This window comes from Olsenella porci, assembly GCF_009695875.1.
Classification (GTDB): Bacteria; Actinomycetota; Coriobacteriia; order Coriobacteriales; family Atopobiaceae; genus Olsenella_H; species Olsenella_H porci.
Genome location: NZ_VUNC01000003.1, coordinates 105,771 through 122,778 on the forward strand (window position 1 = coordinate 105,771; position 17,008 = coordinate 122,778).

General features: G+C 60.8%; 14 protein-coding genes and 1 pseudogene. 10 read left to right on the forward strand and 5 right to left on the reverse strand.

The window, feature by feature from the left end:
* Nucleotides 1–42: 42 nt before the first annotated feature.
* On the reverse strand, nt 43–1,002 hold the full coding sequence (locus tag FYJ68_RS05065) for a GIY-YIG nuclease family protein (protein WP_154434639.1): 960 nt from the start codon (nt 1,000–1,002) through the stop codon (nt 43–45).
* Between the two features lie 142 nt (nt 1,003–1,144).
* Here FYJ68_RS05065 and FYJ68_RS10480 point away from each other — a divergent pair.
* From FYJ68_RS10480 to FYJ68_RS05075, 3 genes and pseudogenes are all read left to right on the forward strand, one after another.
* Nucleotides 1,145–1,249: pseudogene (locus tag FYJ68_RS10480) on the forward strand (MerR family DNA-binding transcriptional regulator); the annotation flags it as partial.
* Between the two features lie 212 nt (nt 1,250–1,461).
* Nucleotides 1,462–1,839: a TipAS antibiotic-recognition domain-containing protein gene (locus FYJ68_RS10165; protein WP_229772057.1), complete on the forward strand. Its 378-nt coding sequence runs from the start codon at nt 1,462–1,464 to the stop codon at nt 1,837–1,839.
* Nucleotides 1,840–1,937: 98 nt separating this feature from the next.
* Entirely contained in the window at nt 1,938–2,720 is a 783-nt protein-coding gene (locus tag FYJ68_RS05075; RefSeq protein WP_229772038.1) for a PhzF family phenazine biosynthesis protein, read from the forward strand.
* 74 nt (nt 2,721–2,794) lie between these two features.
* Here FYJ68_RS05075 and FYJ68_RS05080 read toward each other — a convergent pair whose 3' ends face one another.
* The 4 genes from FYJ68_RS05080 to FYJ68_RS05095 form a co-directional block, all read right to left on the reverse strand.
* Nucleotides 2,795–3,229, reverse strand: coding sequence for an Rrf2 family transcriptional regulator (locus FYJ68_RS05080; protein WP_154434641.1), 435 nt, complete (start codon nt 3,227–3,229; stop codon nt 2,795–2,797).
* A 64-nt stretch (nt 3,230–3,293) separates the two neighbouring features.
* Nucleotides 3,294–4,127, reverse strand: coding sequence for an ABC transporter ATP-binding protein (locus tag FYJ68_RS05085; RefSeq protein WP_154434643.1), 834 nt, complete (start codon nt 4,125–4,127; stop codon nt 3,294–3,296).
* On the reverse strand, nt 4,127–5,668 hold the full coding sequence (locus FYJ68_RS05090; protein WP_154434645.1) for an ABC transporter permease/substrate-binding protein: 1,542 nt from the start codon (nt 5,666–5,668) through the stop codon (nt 4,127–4,129). Before FYJ68_RS05090 ends, FYJ68_RS05085 begins: the two co-directional genes overlap by 1 nt.
* Nucleotides 5,669–6,280 carry a 4Fe-4S binding protein gene (locus FYJ68_RS05095; protein ID WP_195837729.1) on the reverse strand — a complete coding sequence of 204 codons (612 nt, stop codon included), beginning with the start codon at nt 6,278–6,280 and terminating at the stop codon, nt 5,669–5,671.
* Nucleotides 6,281–6,426: 146 nt separating this feature from the next.
* On the opposite strand from FYJ68_RS05095, the gene FYJ68_RS05100 reads away from it, so the two are divergent.
* From FYJ68_RS05100 to FYJ68_RS05130, 7 genes are all read left to right on the forward strand, one after another.
* Nucleotides 6,427–7,236, forward strand: a complete 810-nt coding sequence (locus tag FYJ68_RS05100) for a protein-ADP-ribose hydrolase (RefSeq protein WP_229772039.1) — start codon at nt 6,427–6,429, stop codon at nt 7,234–7,236.
* Nucleotides 7,229–8,059 (forward strand): SIR2 family NAD-dependent protein deacylase, encoded by an 831-nt coding sequence (locus tag FYJ68_RS05105; RefSeq protein WP_326832232.1) that lies wholly within the window; start codon nt 7,229–7,231, stop codon nt 8,057–8,059. Before FYJ68_RS05100 ends, FYJ68_RS05105 begins: the two co-directional genes overlap by 8 nt.
* A 264-nt stretch (nt 8,060–8,323) precedes the next feature.
* On the forward strand, nt 8,324–9,424 hold the full coding sequence (locus FYJ68_RS05110; RefSeq protein WP_154434651.1) for a glycerol dehydrogenase: 1,101 nt from the start codon (nt 8,324–8,326) through the stop codon (nt 9,422–9,424).
* Nucleotides 9,425–9,564: 140 nt separating this feature from the next.
* The gene (locus FYJ68_RS05115) at nt 9,565–10,026 is read left to right on the forward strand and encodes an RpiB/LacA/LacB family sugar-phosphate isomerase (RefSeq protein WP_154434653.1); all 462 of its coding nucleotides are present in this window, start codon (nt 9,565–9,567) and stop codon (nt 10,024–10,026) included.
* A 347-nt stretch (nt 10,027–10,373) separates the two neighbouring features.
* Nucleotides 10,374–11,564 (forward strand): GGDEF domain-containing protein, encoded by a 1,191-nt coding sequence (locus FYJ68_RS05120; RefSeq protein WP_195837730.1) that lies wholly within the window; start codon nt 10,374–10,376, stop codon nt 11,562–11,564.
* A 593-nt stretch (nt 11,565–12,157) separates the two neighbouring features.
* Nucleotides 12,158–13,927, forward strand: a complete 1,770-nt coding sequence (locus FYJ68_RS05125; RefSeq protein WP_195837731.1) for a sensor domain-containing diguanylate cyclase — start codon at nt 12,158–12,160, stop codon at nt 13,925–13,927.
* A 54-nt stretch (nt 13,928–13,981) separates the two neighbouring features.
* Nucleotides 13,982–16,978 carry an EAL domain-containing protein gene (locus FYJ68_RS05130; protein WP_154434659.1) on the forward strand — a complete coding sequence of 999 codons (2,997 nt, stop codon included), beginning with the start codon at nt 13,982–13,984 and terminating at the stop codon, nt 16,976–16,978.
* The last annotated feature ends 30 nt before the right edge of the window (nt 16,979–17,008 follow it).

Consider the following 17,008-nt stretch of genomic DNA (forward strand, 5'->3'; position numbering starts at 1 on the left):
GGTGGGGGAATGGATGCCTTGACGCCTAGATGGCGCGCAGCATTACTTGCTTCCTGTTTCTCGCAGGAGGTCCTCAACAAGGTAAGGGTTATTGAAGCGACGGTACATGGAGGCGCCGCGTCGCATTAGCTCGGCATTGGCACGATAGCATGCTTCGAGGGCATTTTGCTTGTGTAGTAGGCGGTCGGCTTCCTTGAGCGTGTCGAAGTAAAGCCCGATGGCGTTCGGCAGCGTTCCGTAGTCTTGCCTGTAACGTTTTCTCCATTTGGGGAGCATCCCGCCTTCTGGTTGCTTGACATTCACGAAGCCGAATGGTCCGGGATTGTCTGGCTCGCCCTTCAAGATAACGAGAGTCTCAGCGTTCTGGCAGGATATAGTGCAAAGGCGCGACCCCCCGCTCGTGGTGGGGAGGGCCGTGGCGGTCCAGAGGGTGCCTGCGGTGTCCTCCGGAGCCGGTATTGTCTCTCTGATGTAGTAGCGCAGCAGGGCTGCTAGCTCTGCGTAGCAATTCATATTCTTCAGCTTTTCGAAACGATTCCGTTTCTCCTCGTCGGGCTGGTACTTGAATGGGCGCGCGCTCTTCGGAAGGTTCTCTCGTTCCCAGGGGATGGGCACGCCCCAGCCTGCTCCGGTATCGACTACGATACTCATTTCCCCGCGAGGTCTTCCGGTCTTCATGGTGTTGAGAAGCGGATATCCTCTTTGCTCGAACCAGGCAATGGCCTGTGTTTCGGCGTAGTCGAGCTGTCTCTCGTTGCCGTGTACCTCTGCCCACAGCATTCTCTTCGGGATACGGGCTGGGCATTCATGGCGGTAATCATGCATGTGCTGTACATGTCGCGCCTTCACGTTTTTTGACTTGCCGACGTACCACATGCCGTCGGTAAACTCGTAAACATATATTCCAGACGCTTGTTCGTCGGTGAGGTCGGTAGATATGGAAGCTCTTCCATCGAGTTCGAGTTGTTTGAAGCGCAGCCCATGAATCATTGGCGTTGGCATTGATGCTCCCGATTGGAATTGAGATACATCAACTCCTACTCTACCAGTTGTTAGCTTGCCAGGGTGTGGAGGGTGGTCAAGACGAGCGAGGGGAGCATCCGTGAGAACCGTGCATGAAGTCAGCGAGCTTGCGCACGTGAGCGTGCGGACGTTGCATCACTGCGAAAAGATAGGCCTGCTCAAGCCAAGTGCCCGCAGTGAGGCAGGCTACAGGCTGTATGGCGACAAGGATCTGGCGCGGCTGCAGCAGATCATGCTCTTTCGGGAGCTGGAGTTCTCGCTTGCCGACATAGGGGCAATTCTCGACAGCCCGGACTTTGACCTGCGGAAGGCGCTCGACCACCAGATCGAGCTTCTGGAACTTCGTCGGGAGCACATCGGCAGCCTGATAGACATGGCAAAGGCCCTAAGGGGCGAAGAGGGGAGCATCTTGGAATTCGAGCGTTCGACACGAGCAAGCTGGACGAATACGCCGAGCAGGCGAAGGCTTCGTGGGGAAAGACCCCGCAATGGAAGGAATATGAGGACAAGTGGGTCGGAAGGCCAAAGGAGGAGCAGGTCGCGATGGGCAAGAGCCTGATGGAGCTCTTCGTGCCGTTTGGGCGGATGTCCGCCGAAGGGGCCGACCCTTCGTGCGAGGAGGCGCTGGCTCAGGTTGCAAAGATTCAGGCATTCATCACCGAGAACTACTACGACTGCACCAACGAGATCCTGGCGGGGCTTGGCCAGGCATACGGCAGCGGTGGCGACTTCACGCGAAACATGAACGCGGCGGCCGGTCCTGGTGCCGCCGAGTCTGCCGCCGCCGCGGTGGGAGCGTACTGCGAGCGAGCGTAGTTTTTGCGAGACGTCGGCCCGTCGCCAAGGTAACTCGGCCCGTGGTCCCGAGGTGTGGGATGATGTTTGGGACTCAATAGAGCAACGAGGGCGGGGGCATGCCAGCCATGAGGCAGTACATCGTGGACGCCTTTACCAACCAACTCTTCAGCGGGAACCAGGCTGCCGTCTGCGTCGTCGACGAATGGCCCCCTGACCAGCTGATGCAGGACATCGCCAAGGAGAACCGGTTCTCGGAGACGGCGTTTGTCGCGCACGAGCCGGAGGGATGGCACCTCCGCTGGTTCACGCCGGGTGGCGAGATCGACTTCTGCGGTCACGCGACCCTCGGCACCGCATTCGTTCTCTTCCACTTCTATTGTCCGGATGCCGGGTCCATTACCTTCGACACGCAGGTGGGCAAGTGTTCCGTCGAGCGGCAGGGAGACCTCCTTGTGATGGACTTTCCGTCCTACACCTGCACGGCCGTACCCGTCACCGATGCCATGGAGGCGGCGATTGGCGTGCGGCCGGAGGAGGCCTACCTCGACCGCGACCTTCTGCTCGTGCTTCCCTCTGAGGAGGACGTCCGCGACCTTCATCCCGACCAGGGACGCATGAAGGAGCTGGACGGGCTCCTTGTGGCAGTGACGGCGAAGGGCGAGAAGTACGACTGTGTCTCAAGGGTCTTTGCACCCAAGCTCGCGATCGACGAGGATCCCGTAACCGGCAGCACGCACTGCATGATCGCGCCGTACTGGTGCGCGAGGCTGGGCAAGACGGAACTCAGCTGCTATCAGGCGTCCGAGCGGGGAGGCGAGCTCCGTGCCACCCTGTCAGGCAACCGCGTGAAGATTGCCGGCAAGGCGGTCCTGTTTGCGAGTGCGGAGCTGAGCGTCTAGCCGCCGAGCCGAGACCTCGCCTTCAAGCGCGTTTGGCCAGCTGCCGCCATGATCGCAAGCCCGCCCGGCAAAGCCTAGCTGGCGGCGATCAGGCGGATGTCCTTCTCGACGTCCGCCATGGTGGTACGCCGCAGCTGGTCCTCGAGCGCCTGCTGGGCGGCCTCCAGGCGATCGTCAAGCGCTGCATGGATGTTGCCGCCCACGGGGCACTGTGGGCAGGGGTTCTCGTGAAAGTGGAAGAGCGAGTCCGCGTCGCTCTGGTCCACGGCGCGCCACAGGTCTAACAGGGTTATCTGCTCCAGCGGGCGCGCCAGGGTGATGCCGGTCTTGCCCTTGCTGGAGTTAATGATGCCCGCCTGCTTGAGCATGCCCATGATCGTGCGGACCATGACGGGGCTCGTGCCGATGCTGCCTGCGAGGAAGGTGCTGGTGACGGGCCTGGTGCCGCCAAAGTAGTCTATGGCGCACACCATATGCGCCGCCATCGTGAGCTTGCTGGTTATCTGCATGTGCGTACCTATTCCGTAACTACTACCTTGCCGAAGTATTATCTCTGCCTTTGGTGCGAGAGTACTACTTCGCGGCGAGCGCCGCCCTTGCGCGGGCCGCTCCGCTGTGATTGCAGGCACACAACTGATCTTCCGGCAGGTCGCAGGCGTGGCGCTGGCGCAAGACCAGCTGCTCGACGAACGCCGTTGCGGGGCGCGCCAGAATCTCCTCGGGCGCACTGTATTGCTGTACCTTACCTGCGTCAAGCACGAGCACGCGCGTGCCCAGCCGCAGCGCCTCGGCGATGTCGTGGGTCACGAACATCACGGTGATGCCGGTCTTGCGGTGGATGCGGGCAATCTCGGCCTGCAACTGCCCGCGGGTGATCTCGTCCACGGCACCGAACGGCTCGTCCATCAGAAGGATGTCCGGCGACGCTGCAAGGGCACGCGCGATGCCCACGCGCTGCTGCTGTCCGCCCGAGAGCTCGGACGGGTAGCGCTCCAGGAGGTCGTCGGGGAGCCCCACGATGTCCATCCACTTGCGCACCGCCTTGCGTGTGCGCTCGTGGTCGCGCTTGTTCAGCAGGTTGGGTACGTAGGAGATGTTGTCCTCCACCGTCATGTGGGGAAACAGCACGCTGCCCTGGATGGCGTAGCCGATGTTGCGACGCAGCTGGATGGGGTCCACGTCACGGACGTTGCGCCCATCGACCAGCACGTCTCCCGAAGTGGGCTCGATCAGCCGGTTGACCATCTTGAGCGCCGTGGTCTTGCCGCTGCCGGAGGATCCGATCATGGTGACGAACTCGCCCCTGGGAATCTTGAGGTCCAGGTGCTCAAGCACGCTCTTCTCGCCATAGGACTTGCAGATGTCGCGATACTCGATGGCGACGTTGCTGGTCGTCGTGGTGTTCATCAGATCAGTCCCTTCGAGCTGAGAAACTCCTTGGCTACGGTCTTGGGGTCCTTGCCCCTCTCTTCCACCTCATAGTTCATGCGTGCCATATCCTGCTCGGAGATGGTGCCCTGAAGCTTCTTCAGAACGCCACGCAGCTCGGGGTGCTGACGCAACACCTGGTCGCGCACGACGTTGCCGCACTGGTAGGAGGGGAAGAAGCCCTTGTTATCGGTGAGGACCGTTGCGTCTGCGGTGCTCAGCTTGCCATCGGTGGTAAAGATCACGATGGCGTCGACTCTGCCCTGGGCCAGTGCGTCGTACTTGAGGCCGATATCCATCTGTATGGTGTTGCCAAAGTTCATGCCATAGGTGTTGCAGAGGGCATCGTAGCCGTCCTCCCGCTCGAAGAAGTCCGCCTCGGCGCCTAAGGTCAGCTTGTCTGCCACACGGGCCAGGTCCGAGTAGGTCTTGAGGTTGTACTTCTCCGCGACATCTTTGCGCACGGCAATGCCGTATGTGTTGCCAAAGCCGTACATCCCCACCCAGCTCATGCCAAGCTTCTGGTAGCCCGACCGCAGCTGGTCGAACTCATCCTCGGAGTAGGTGCCCTTTTTCTTGAGGACCATCGCCCAGCCGGTGCCCGTGTACTCCGGATACAGGTCGAACTGGCCGGACTCCATGGCGGGCTCGATGTTGGAGGTGCCACCACCTACGCCCTCGGTGAGCTCCACCTTGAGGTTGGTGTCGTGCTCGATGAGCATCTTGAGGGCCTCGCCCATCACGTACTGCTCGGTCATGGGCTTGGTGGCCACGTGGATGGTGCCGCCTGCTCCGGCGAGCATGCCCGGTGCGGTCACTCCCAGTGCCACGGCCGCACATGCCGCGGCGGCACCAATGGCCAGCCTGCGGTTGGTGCGCCGCGCCTTGGCACCGCGCATCTGTACGCGCTTCTCTACAAAGCCCAGAACAGCATCAACTACCAGGGCAAGCACGGCAATAAGAAGGCTGCCCACGATGGTCATTGCGGCGTTGTTGGTGGTGATGCCTCGGTAGATGGCCACGCCCAGGCCGCCCGCGCCGATGAACGACGCGATGCCGCCAAGCGCGATGGTCATGGTGACCATGTTGCGGATGCCGCTCATGATGACGGGCAGGGCAAGCGGCAGCTGCACACGCACGAGCGTCTGCATGCGCGTGCCGCCCATGCCCTCGGCGGCCTCCATGACGGTGGGGTCCACGTTGGTCATGCCCGTGTAGGTGGAACGCACCATGGGCAACAACGCATAGACGGTAAGCGCGATGATGGCGGTTGCGTCTCCCACGCCGCTGAAGGGGATGAGAAAGCCCAGCATGCTGATGGACGGGATGGTGTACAGGAAGTTTACGACGGCCAGCGTGGGCTTGGCCGCCTTCTGGTACTCGGCAATGAGGATGCCGGCGATGCCGCCAAACACGATGGCGATAAGGACGGCGACCAGGCATATCTCCACGTGCTCCAGGAGCAGGCCCGAGAAGAAGCCCCAGCGTTGGACGAGCAGGTTCCAAGTCTGCGCAAGCATCTATCCCCTTTTCTCTATGGCCTGGACGGGGCAGTTCTCGTAGCACAGCCCGCAGTGCAGGCAGTGCTCCTGGGCTATGGCGAAGGGCTTGCCCGGGGTGATGCACTGCTGCGGGCAGTTGCGTGCGCACGTGCCGCAGCCTATGCAGGCGTCGGTTATCTGGAAGCCCTGCAGGTGCGTGGGTGCGCCCCCCAGCGAGAAGGTCTGACGATAGATGGGGGAGACCCCCAGGTCGAAGATCTCGACGCAGCCGTTGTCGATCACGAACGGGTCCAGCACGTAGCGCGACCTGCCAGGGTACACGTCGTCCATCGACGGGTTCTGCTCGAAGATGCGGTCGATCCAGGCGTGGGGGTCGTCGGTGACAAAGCGCACCTCGCCGGCAAGACGCACCATCTTGAAGTCGTGCGTCATGCCCACGATGGCCACGTGCGGGTCGCGCATAAGCTGCGCGTGGAAGTCCTTTCCGCGCGAGGTGCAAAAGTACAGCGCGCCATCTCTCACCAGCATCACGTCGATGATGCGAATCTGGGGGTGACCCTCCTGATCCACCGTGGCAAACGACACGTCTTTGATATCGCGAAGCGTCTGTAAACAGTCCTGTGCGTTCATGGGGCTCCTCTCCTGTGGCTTACGTGTAATATATGTTGTGACACGTAACATGTCAAGAAAAACTTGACACGTTTGCTACTATTGCGCCGGCAAACACGAGCGTCCCATGCGAGCGTTCTCGCCCGCGAGGGAGGAAGGGACACCACATGGCGGAGAAGGACATGACGCAGGACGAGCGCAGGCTCTGGCTCATCCGTGCGCTCGAGGAGGAGAGAAGGGCCTGGGGTGGCGACACCCCCGACATGCCAGACGACGCGGAGGGCCAGCGGCTGCTGCTGAGGGCCCTCGTGAACGTGCGCCCGCCCGAGCCGGCCGACCCCGAGCTGCTGCGCGTGCAGGATGCGTACCTGCGGGGACGCCTGGCCGAGCGCGGTGGTGCCGTGGGCGAGAAGGACGTGTCCTTCTCGCCTGACGGCATTGCCGTGTGGCGCGGCGACATCACCCGGCTTGCGGCGGACGGCATCGTCAACGCGGCAAACAGCCAGATGCTGGGCTGCTTTGTGCCCAACCACCGCTGCATCGACAACGCCATACAGACGTACGCGGGCATCCAGCTGCGGCTGGAGTGCGCGCGCCAGATGGCCGCGCAGGGACACGAGGAGCCCACGGGTCGGGCAAAGGTGACGCCCGGCTACAACCTGCCGGCCGCGTACGTGCTGCACACGGTGGGCCCCGTCGTGGGCGGCGCCATGCCCTCGCGGCGTGACCGTGCTCTGCTTGAGAGCTGCTACACGTCCTGCCTGGAGCTGGCGCACGAGCGGGGGCTGGCCAGCCTGGCGTTCTGCTGCATATCGACGGGAGAGTTTGGCTACCCCAATCGCGAGGCCGCGCAGGTGGCCGTGGCCACGGTGCGCGACTGGAAGAATAAGACCAACAGCAAGATGAAGGTGATCTTTGATGTTTTCAAGCCAGTTGATAACGACATCTACCGGGAGCTTCTCGGAGTGCGTGGATAGGATTGCAGACGCGATTCGCGATGCAGACGCCATCTTGGTGGGCGCGGGCGCGGGGCTTTCGACCGCTGCGGGCTTTGCCTACGCGGGAAAGCGCTTTGACGACAACTTTGCGGACTTCCGCGACGCATATGGCATAACGGACATGTACTCCGGCGGGTTCTATCCCTTTCCGGACGAGGAGTCGCTCTGGGCATGGTGGAGCCGCTCGATCCTGCTCAACCGCTACGACTGCCCTGTGGGCCAGCCGTACCTGGACCTGCTCCACATGCTGCGTGGCCGCGACTACTTTGTGCTGACCACGAACGTGGACCACCAGTTCCAGCGCGCGGGCATCGACCACGACCGGCTGTTCTATACGCAGGGCGACTACGGCTTGCTGCAGTGCTCCAAGCCCTGCCACAAAGCCACCTACGACAACGAGGGCCTAATACGGCACATGGTGGCCGAGCAGAGCGACCTGCGCGTTCCCAGGGAACTGGTACCGCACTGTTCGCGTTGCGGCGCGCCCATGTCCCTCAACCTGCGCTGCGACGACACATTTGTGGAGGACGAGGGCTGGCATGCGGCGGCAAAGCGCTACGACGACTTCCTGCGCGAGCATCGCCACGACCGCATCGTGCTTCTGGAGGTGGGCGTGGGCGGCAACACGCCGGGCATCATCAAGTACCCGTTCTGGCGCATGGCGGCCCAGAACCGCCACGCCACCTACGTGCAGCTCAACAAGGGAGAGGTGCTGGCGCCCTCGCAGCTGGAGCGACAGAGCGTCATCCTGGACTGCGACGCCGCGAAGGCCCTTTCCTCCGTGCGCGTGCGGCTGGGCTAGGGTCTCCAGGACATCTATATCATGAGGAAGGGGCTCGCGAGGGGGCGTGCACGAGTTGGCCTACATGGGCGGGCGGCGGGTTCCTCGGATGGTCCTTCAGCAGCCGCATCCGCCCGAGACCGCAGGGGGGTGGCCACAAGCCGGGGCGGTGGCGGTGCGCGCCACCGCCACCCTCGCATTGGCAACCTTGCGCGCGATCTCCTGACATGCCGCAGGAGGGGTATAAGAGTTCGTGGCCTTGCAGTTCAAGGGAAGGATGGTTCCATGGCACGCATCTTCATCAGCCCCAGCAAGTACATCCAGGGTCCGGGCGAGCTCGACAACCTTGGCGACTATGCCAAGGCGTATGGCACCAAGCCGCTCGTGATCATCTCGGCGGGAGGCGTCCGTCGCTTTGGTGACCGCGTGAGGGCGAGCCTGACCTCCGCTGGGCTGACTCCCGTCTTTGAGGAGTTCAACGGCGAGTGCTCGCAGGACGAGATCGACCGGCTCTCCACGCTGGCCAAGCAGAGCGAGGCGGACGTTGTGGTCGGTCTTGGCGGGGGCAAGATCTTTGACACCGCGAAGGCGGTTGCCAACTCCGTCGACACATCCGTCGTAATCGTTCCCACGATCGCCGCAACCGATGCGCCCTGCTCCGCGCTCTCGGTCATCTACACGCCCGAGGGCCAGTTTAAGGAATACCAGTTCTTCAAGCACAACCCCAACCTCGTGCTCATGGACTCGGAGGTCATCGCAAAGAGTCCGCTGCGTCTGACGGTCTCTGGCATGGGAGACGCGCTGGCAACCTACTTCGAGGCCCGCGCCTGCAAACGTTCCGACGCCACGACCTGCGCGGGCGGGCACGTGACCAATGCCGCCATGGCGCTCGCCAGGCTGTGCTTTGACACGCTCATGTCCGATGGCGCGAAGGCCAAGTGCGCCCTCGAGGCGGGTGCCCTGAGCGAGTCTGTTGAGAAGATCATCGAAGCCAATACGCTGCTCTCTGGCCTTGGCTTTGAGTCCGCCGGCCTTGCGGGCGCCCATGCCATCCACAACGGCATGACGGCGATGCCCGAGACCCACAAGATGTACCACGGCGAGAAGGTCGCCTTTGGCACAATCTCGCAGCTGGTGCTGGAGGACGCGCCCGAGCTCGACGAGGTCTTGCTGTTCTGCGTGGAGGTCGGGCTACCCGTCACCTTCAGGCAGCTTGGCGTGGAGGATGCCTCCTTCGAGCGTGTGCTCGAGGTCGCGAAGCTTGCCTGTGCGGATAACGACACCTTGCACAACATGCCGTTTGAGGTAACGCCCGAGAAGGTCGCGCATGCCATGCTCGCCGCCGACGCCCTTGGCAAGAAGGCGTTGGCCGACTGGAGCGACTAGCGACCTGCTGCGGCGACGTCACCTTTGGCAGGCACAGACGTACGGATGGTTCCTATGTTGCGCTGGGGGTGACGGGTCGAGACCATTGGCGGGGAGTCGGGCAGCCGACTACGGGGTTTGGCGCGAGGAAGGGAGCAACCATGCGCATTGCGATGGCAAACGACCATGCGGGAACTGACCTCAAGAACCAGATCAAGGGGTGGCTGGAGTCACAGGGTCACGAGGTGAAGGACTTCGGCACGTACGACCACGAGTCGTGCGACCTCTCCGACTTCGTGCTGCCAGCCGCGCTCAGCGTGGCAAAGGGGGAGTGTGACCGCGGGATCTTCGTGGACGGCGTGGGCTACGGCAGCGCCATGATTGCGAACAAGGTGCGCGGCATCTTTGCCTGTGTATGCCAGGACCCTGTGTGTGCCGAACTGGCCCGCAAGCACAACGACGCCAACGTCCTGTGCCTGGGGGGAAAGATCATCGGTCCCGTGCTGGCGATGGCAATCGCTCAGACCTGGATGGCGACCGAGCCCCTAACCGCTGCCAAGTACGTGCGTCGCCGCGACAAGGTGGCGCAAATCGACAAGGAGTACACGCGGTCCCTGACATAGCGTTGTCAGCAAAAGCGCCCTCGTCTCTCCTCCGCAGAGATGGCTGAGGGCTTGGGGCAACAAGCAGACGAGCCGTAGGCTTTGGAGGATCATTCCCCTACAGGCCTACGGCTTCGTCGTGCGGGCGGCACTACCCTAGGGGAGAGAGGCCAGTTCAATCATTCGGACCACGCGCCATGGGTGCCCGAGGGGAGATCGCCCCGCGCGTGTTGGCTCCGTTTCCATCGACTTCTGAAATGCTGCGTCTGCGGGATTCCGCTGTGGTAAGGCTGGGCTTAGGCTAAACTCATCGGAGGTGGGAAAACCAGCTTGGCGTCGAAGGCGTATTTGAGAATATGATGAATTGCATGTTCGCTTCAAAAGCTGTTCACGTAGCGAGCGTCCCCTACGGTGTGCTCCTCTACATTGAGGTTGCGCTCATCTGCCTTGCCCTCATTTTCGTCATGCTCTTTCAGATTAGGCGAGACCACCTCTCGAAGTTCGAGGAAGTCGTCTTCACCACCGCCCTTAGGATGACGGCGCTCTATGTGTTGAGCGATGCGTTGTGGTTTGCTGCGGACAAGTCCTTGCTGCCAAGAACCTATTGGGTTCTTGCGGCTCCCAAGTACGTGAATTTCTTTAGTGGTGTCTTGATGTGCTCCATGTGGGCGCTGTTCTTCGAGAGCAGGCGGGTGCATGCACCTGCGAGCAAGCGGCTCATCATTCTCTTCACAGTCGTCCCAATTGTCGCAGAGGCCGTGCTCCTCCTCGTTAACTCGCAGACCGGGTTGGTGTTCTTCTTCGACAGCACCCTCAGCTACGTGAGGGGACCCTTGTTCCTGGTGCAGTACTGCATCTGCTACTGCCTAATTGGGCCTGAGTGGCTTTCGGCGCTGCTTCGCGTGTTTCAGGACAAGTATTATTCGGAGAGGGAAACCTATCTCTCCATCGCGACGTTCCCGATCCTGCCCATGGCATGCGGCGCCTTGGACGTTTTGTTTCCATCGCTGCCCTGCATGGGCCCCGGTGTGGTCATCTCTGCTTGCGTCATCTATTCCACCACGCTTCAGGAGCTTGTCTCACGTGATCCCCTCACCGGTCTCAACAACCACCGGCAGATACTTCGGGACCTCGAATCCGCCCTCAAGGTGCATGGGCAGGACGGCATGATCTGGCTGCTCATGATTGACATTGACCACTTCAAGTCCATTAACGACACCTACGGTCACCTGGAGGGGGACCGGGCGCTCATCGAGACCGCCACGGTTCTGAAGAGGGCGGTCAACACCACGGGGGCACGAAATGTCCTCGCGAGGACTGGAGGGGACGAGTTCCTCGTTCTTATGCCTCTGGCAACCAGGTGGAATGCCGAGCAGCTGAAGGAGAACATCCTCAGGGCGATCGAGTGCTATAACGAGTCCGGCAAGAGCGAATACAGGATTGGCCTGAGCGTCGGCCTCTCGAACAACGGGACGACAACCTCCATCCCAGAGATGCTGTCTGCGGCAGACGAGCGGATGTACTCAGTCAAAGAGGCTCACCACCGGTTCACTCACTAGCGGCTGGGACTCGTTGCGACGTAGGCGTACGCGCTGTACACGCGCCAACGCAGCGTTCTTGTTGGGCCTGGACCGGAAGGTCCTTGCGCGGGGGATGCACCGGCAGATCGTTCGTAGGTAACAATGCTGGGAAATTTGGGCCCATGTCGACCTGCCTGTTCGAATGAAAAAAATAGTATGCCGTACGATAACGGAGAGGTTGGCGGCGGTGCCGTTGCAAGTGGGGGACATCGCACTGGTCCTCGTGCGAATCTCGTCTTGCCCAGAGCCGCCTTTTTCCGGAAGGCAAGTGGAGGGGGCTATTGGTGACGGGAAGGCAGATACCCACTCGCATGGCCTTGGTCAGGTGCGTGCGCGTCATGGGGTCCTCTTGGCAACGTGCCGTTGCCTTGGCGCCGTGTGGTTGTGGCTGGCTGCAAAGACGCGTCACTCGCTCGCTAGGTTGTTACCGACGTATGACCTGCTGAGCCAATGCCCATCGTGTTACCCGTGATTTGAAGGACCCAGTCGAAAACTCCACGCCTATGAAAACGACAAGCCTCGATAAGAGCATCAACTCATACGAGAAGCTCACTCGCAAAAATCGAATCCTATTGGTCGTTGTCGGCATCGCGCTTGCCCTGGGCGTCGTGTTTGGGGTGGGCTGGATTCATTCGTTCGAGATTCAAAACAAGAAGGCCCGGGTGGAGGACGTCACCAAGGCGTACTCAGAAGAGCTGTGCCGAGACCTCCAAAACGCCATCGACAAGAGCGAGGCGCTTGAGGCCGCGATCGTTCAGAGCCAGGGCGATCTGGAGGACTTTAAGCTCGCCGCAAGGATGTTGATGACAAGCGACGTCAGCCTTATCGAGCTTGCCCCAAACGGCGTCATCACGCAGAGCTACCCCGAGCCATCCCAATTCTCACCGATTGACCTGAACAAGAACAAGGATGCCCTCGTCGTCTTGGACTATGCAAAGGAGAAGGACGAGCCCGTCTTGTATGGGCCGCTCTCCATCCCGGCAGTCGGGGAGTGCATTGCGATAACGGACCCCGTCTATCTCGGCGACGGGAACGGTGCCAAGACGTTTTGGGGCTACGTTATCCTTACCGTTCGCGTTCCCGCAGTGTACGAAAACACCCTGGGTGCCCTCGGCTCGCTTGGCTACGACTACAACCTCAGTAGCACCGTCTCACCCTTGTCGAGCGGCTCCGTCCTCGTCTCCTCTTCGCTAAACAACGGGGGGTCTCTGGACGATCCAGTTGGACACTCATTCACGATTGGTGACTGCATCTGGACGCTCAGCGTCGAGCCAAGGGGAGGATGGCGGTTCAACGGAAGTGTGCCCTTCATAGTCTTGGGCGTGCTGCTCGTCGCTGCGATCGAAAGCCTACTGTACCTGACCCTAAAGACGCGGCAACAGGAGCACACGCTCCACAGGCTCGCATACCAAGACGCCTTGACTGGCCTTCTCAGTCGCGGTGGGTTCATGCAAAAGCTCGACATGCAGATTCAGCAGAACCCTGAGGTTCCCGTGACCGCTGCATTCCTGGATCTGGACGACTTCAAAGTCATCAACGACGTTCACGGCCACATAGCGGGCGACGAGGCCCTCATCCATATGGGCAGGTTCCTTGAGGAGTCGTTTCCCGCCGACAGCATCATTGGTCGCACGGGTGGTGACGAGATTTGCGTGGCCATCACAAACCAGACGCCCGAGCAGTGTTCCGCCCTCATCGAGGGGGTCATCGCAAAGGAGCAGGAGATCACGTACAGGGGGAAGACCATTCGCTTCTCGCTCTCTGCGGGGTACTCCGACTATCCCTCCCAGGCCAGGGATCGCTCCGAGCTCATAGTCTTGGCGGACGAGGCCCTGTACGCTGCCAAGATTGGCGGAAAGCACGAGGCTCGCCATTACGCACCCTTTATGGCGCACATCAAGCGAGAGAGGCTCGGGTTCAGTGCCAAGGCCCTTGCCTCGGGCATCCCGGGGGCCTTCCTCATCTACAAGGCAGACCCGGCAAGTGAGGAGATTCTCTTTGCCAACGACTCGCTGATCCACCTTCTTGGCTGCGACGACTTCGATGATTTCTGCCGGTACACCAAGTTGAGGTTCCAGAGCTTCATCTATCCCGAGGACCGCGCTGCCGTGGAGGAGTCCATCTGGAATCAGATAGAATCGCAGCAAAAGACGGAGGAAAGCAGGCAATACCTCGAAGACTACGTTGAGTACCGTGTTGTCACCAAGGATGGCCGCGTGATACCCGTAATAGACGTTGGCCGCCTCATCCACGACGAGTTTCATGGGGACATCTTCTTCGTCTTCATTCACGAGCGAAGCTTGATTGATGGAGTCAGCTCGGGGCAGAATACGTCACACTAGGCATACAATGCGGCGGCAATCAACGCCGGCGCGTCGTCAGGAGACATTCGGAATATGGAAGGCAAGTCATCGGGCCTTTACCTCATCGATGAGGATTACAACGTCATCGCTGTCAACCAGACCATCCAAGAGCTATACCCATCGCTCAAGGTTGGCGAGAAGTGCTACAAATGCCTCATGAACCAGGAGGAACCCTGTGCCGTCTGCCCCGTGGCAAACCACGTGCAAGGACCACAGACCTACATTGACCCCATCCGAGGGATTGGCGAGACGGTAGATGCCGTGGAGGTCAACCTCCCAAGCGGGGGTCTTGGTCACGCCTTGGTTCTGAGCACCGTTGGGGAGAGCGCAACGATTGCGGCGAGGCTCCCCCGAGATAAAAACGAGCTGAAGAAGCTCCTGGAGCAGGAGTACTTCGACAGCCTCACGGGCGGGTGCACGCGCAAGGGCTTCATCCACCAGAGCGAGCGCGTGCTCTCCAGGTCCAACATGACCGACTACGCCATGATCTTGTTCGACATCCGCAACTTCAAGGCGATCAACGACACCTTTGGAGTCGAGGATGGCGACTCCGTGCTCAAGTTTGTCTTCGAGACCCTGAAGGACAGCTATCTCAAGCCAATCGTCTCCGCACGCATCGAGTCTGACTGGTTCCTGTTTCTCGTGCGGAGGGGTCGCATCGACAGGGACCAGCTTGAGCCCCTGCTCAACCTCGAATGGGCGAAGGATAACCATAACGTGCACCTGCATCTGCGTTGTGGCATCTACTATCTGGAGGATAGCCAGGCGTCCACCTCTCGCATGATCGAGTGGACCATCATGGCAGAGCAGCTCGCCGGCAGGGAGGACCACGGTAACGTCGTGGTGTTCGATGCGAGCATGCGCGAGAGGTACATCGACCAGGCGGAGATACTCACCAGCTTCTCGGATAGCATCACCAACAAGGACTTCAAGGTCTACTATCAGCCGGTCGTCGAGGCCGCCTCGGGGAAGATCATCGGTGCCGAGGCGCTGGTGCGCTGGATACACCCCACGCGTGGCCTCATAGGGCCAAATCGCTTCATTCCGGCGTTGGAGACGAATGGGTTCATCACGCAGCTCGACTACTATGTGCTCCAGCAGGTGTACACGTTTCAGCAGTCCTTGCAAACGGGGGGGATGCCCTTCGTTCCCATCTCGGTCAACCTCTCTCGGCAGGACTTCTATGATGACTCGTTCATAAGCCATGTGTTGAACCTGGCACAGGAGAGCTCACTGCCCACAGATAGCATCAACTACGAGGTGACGGAGACGGCCGTCGCCCTCCTCAAGGAGAACTGCAGGTACCTGCTCCAGCAGGTTCGCCTGGGCGGGGCAAAGGTCTTGCTCGACGACTTCGGCAGCGGGTTCTCCTCGCTGGGAATGGTTGGCGACTATTCGTTTGACGTTGTGAAGATCGACAAGTCGTTCATCGACCAGATCGATGCCGAGCCTACGGTCAGGACCGTCATCAAATCAACGATAGACATGTGCCACGGCATCGGGCTGAGGGTCATTGCCGAGGGCGTCGAGGGCGCAAGTCAGTTGGAGTTCCTCAAGGGATGCGGCTGTGACTACATCCAGGGGTTCTACTTCTCGCGCCCCCTTTCCGAGGGGGACTTCTGCGCCTACCTGTCCAAGGCCCAGATAGGCACGCAGAGCGATGCCGTGGTGCTTACCCCTCGCGATAGCCAGCCGTTCGACCTGAGGGACATGCTTGACCTCGTCGACCACTCCGGCTTGTTTATTCAGGTGTGCCACCCTGAGGACTACAGCATGGTGTATGCCAACGCCATGACAAGAAATATCTCCGGCCATCCCGAGCGACCCTACGAAGGGGAAAAGTGCTACCGGTACATGCTGGGGTTTGATGCCCCGTGTGGGCATTGCCCCATGAAGCTCATGGGCGACGAGGACGAGAGGGAGCTCGAGGTGGACGATGGGTCCCACGTCTTCGCCCTCAAGGCTCGATATGCGAACCTGCATGGTAGGAGGGTCTTCATCGAGTATGGCCACGATATAACGGGCACGAAGCTTGCGCAGCAGCGCTACACCGACCAGATTCGCTCCATCCTGGAGACCATCCCTGACGGTCAGGGGGTCTTCCACGTGGATCTTACGGCAGACGTCTGGATCAGCTCGGGCGGCAATGCGCAGAACGCCCGTGACATGCAGAATCTAGAGGACGTGGATTCGCTCATCCGTCGCATCGGCTCCTTCGTTCCAGACGAGAAGGGCGAAGAACGGTTCTTCGATACCTTCTGTCGGGACGCCCAGCTTCAGGCATATGCAGACGGCAGGCGAGAGGTCGTCCTCGAGACGGAGTCCTACTACGACGACCGCTCGATTCGCTGGTCGCGCATCACGGCTCACCTGATTGACAATCCCAGCACCGGCAACGTCGAGAGCATCATCTATGGCGTCGACATCTCGCAAGAGAGGGAGCGGATCAAAGAGATCGAGCGCGAGAAGGGGCTAGCGGATGGGGGAAACGACCAGCTGCCCTTCAGTGCCGACGATGCATCGGAGCCGCTTGGACGGGCAGACCTCGATAGGCGCTACGACCTTCTTACGGGCCTTGGCAGCCGTCTCGACCTTACCGACTCCTTCCGTCGCATGAGGCGAGGGGAAAAGGAGCGTGTGTTTGCCGCCATGATGATTGACGTCGACGACTTCAAGGGCCTCAACGAATCACTTGGCTTTGAGGCTGGCGACGAGTGCCTGTGCGCGCTCGGGGCAATGCTCGGGGAGTATGGGAAGCGAGAGGGTGTCACGTTCTATCGGTATGGGGGAGAGGAGTTCGTCGGCTTGGTTCGCACCAACACCAAGGCGCTGGACGAGAAATGCCAGCGGCTTCTTGATGAGGTGGGGGGAAGGAGGATCTCCCTCTCAAACGGAGACGAGGCCTCCCTCACCGTCTCGCTGGGCTACACCACGCACGTTGACGACTACCTAGAGATGATCGCCCGGTGCGACCGTGCCTTGTATGCTGCAAAAAAGCGGGGGAAAAACCGCTTCGTCTGTCTCGATTGACGAGGCCAGGCGCGACCGCCGGCAGGGCCA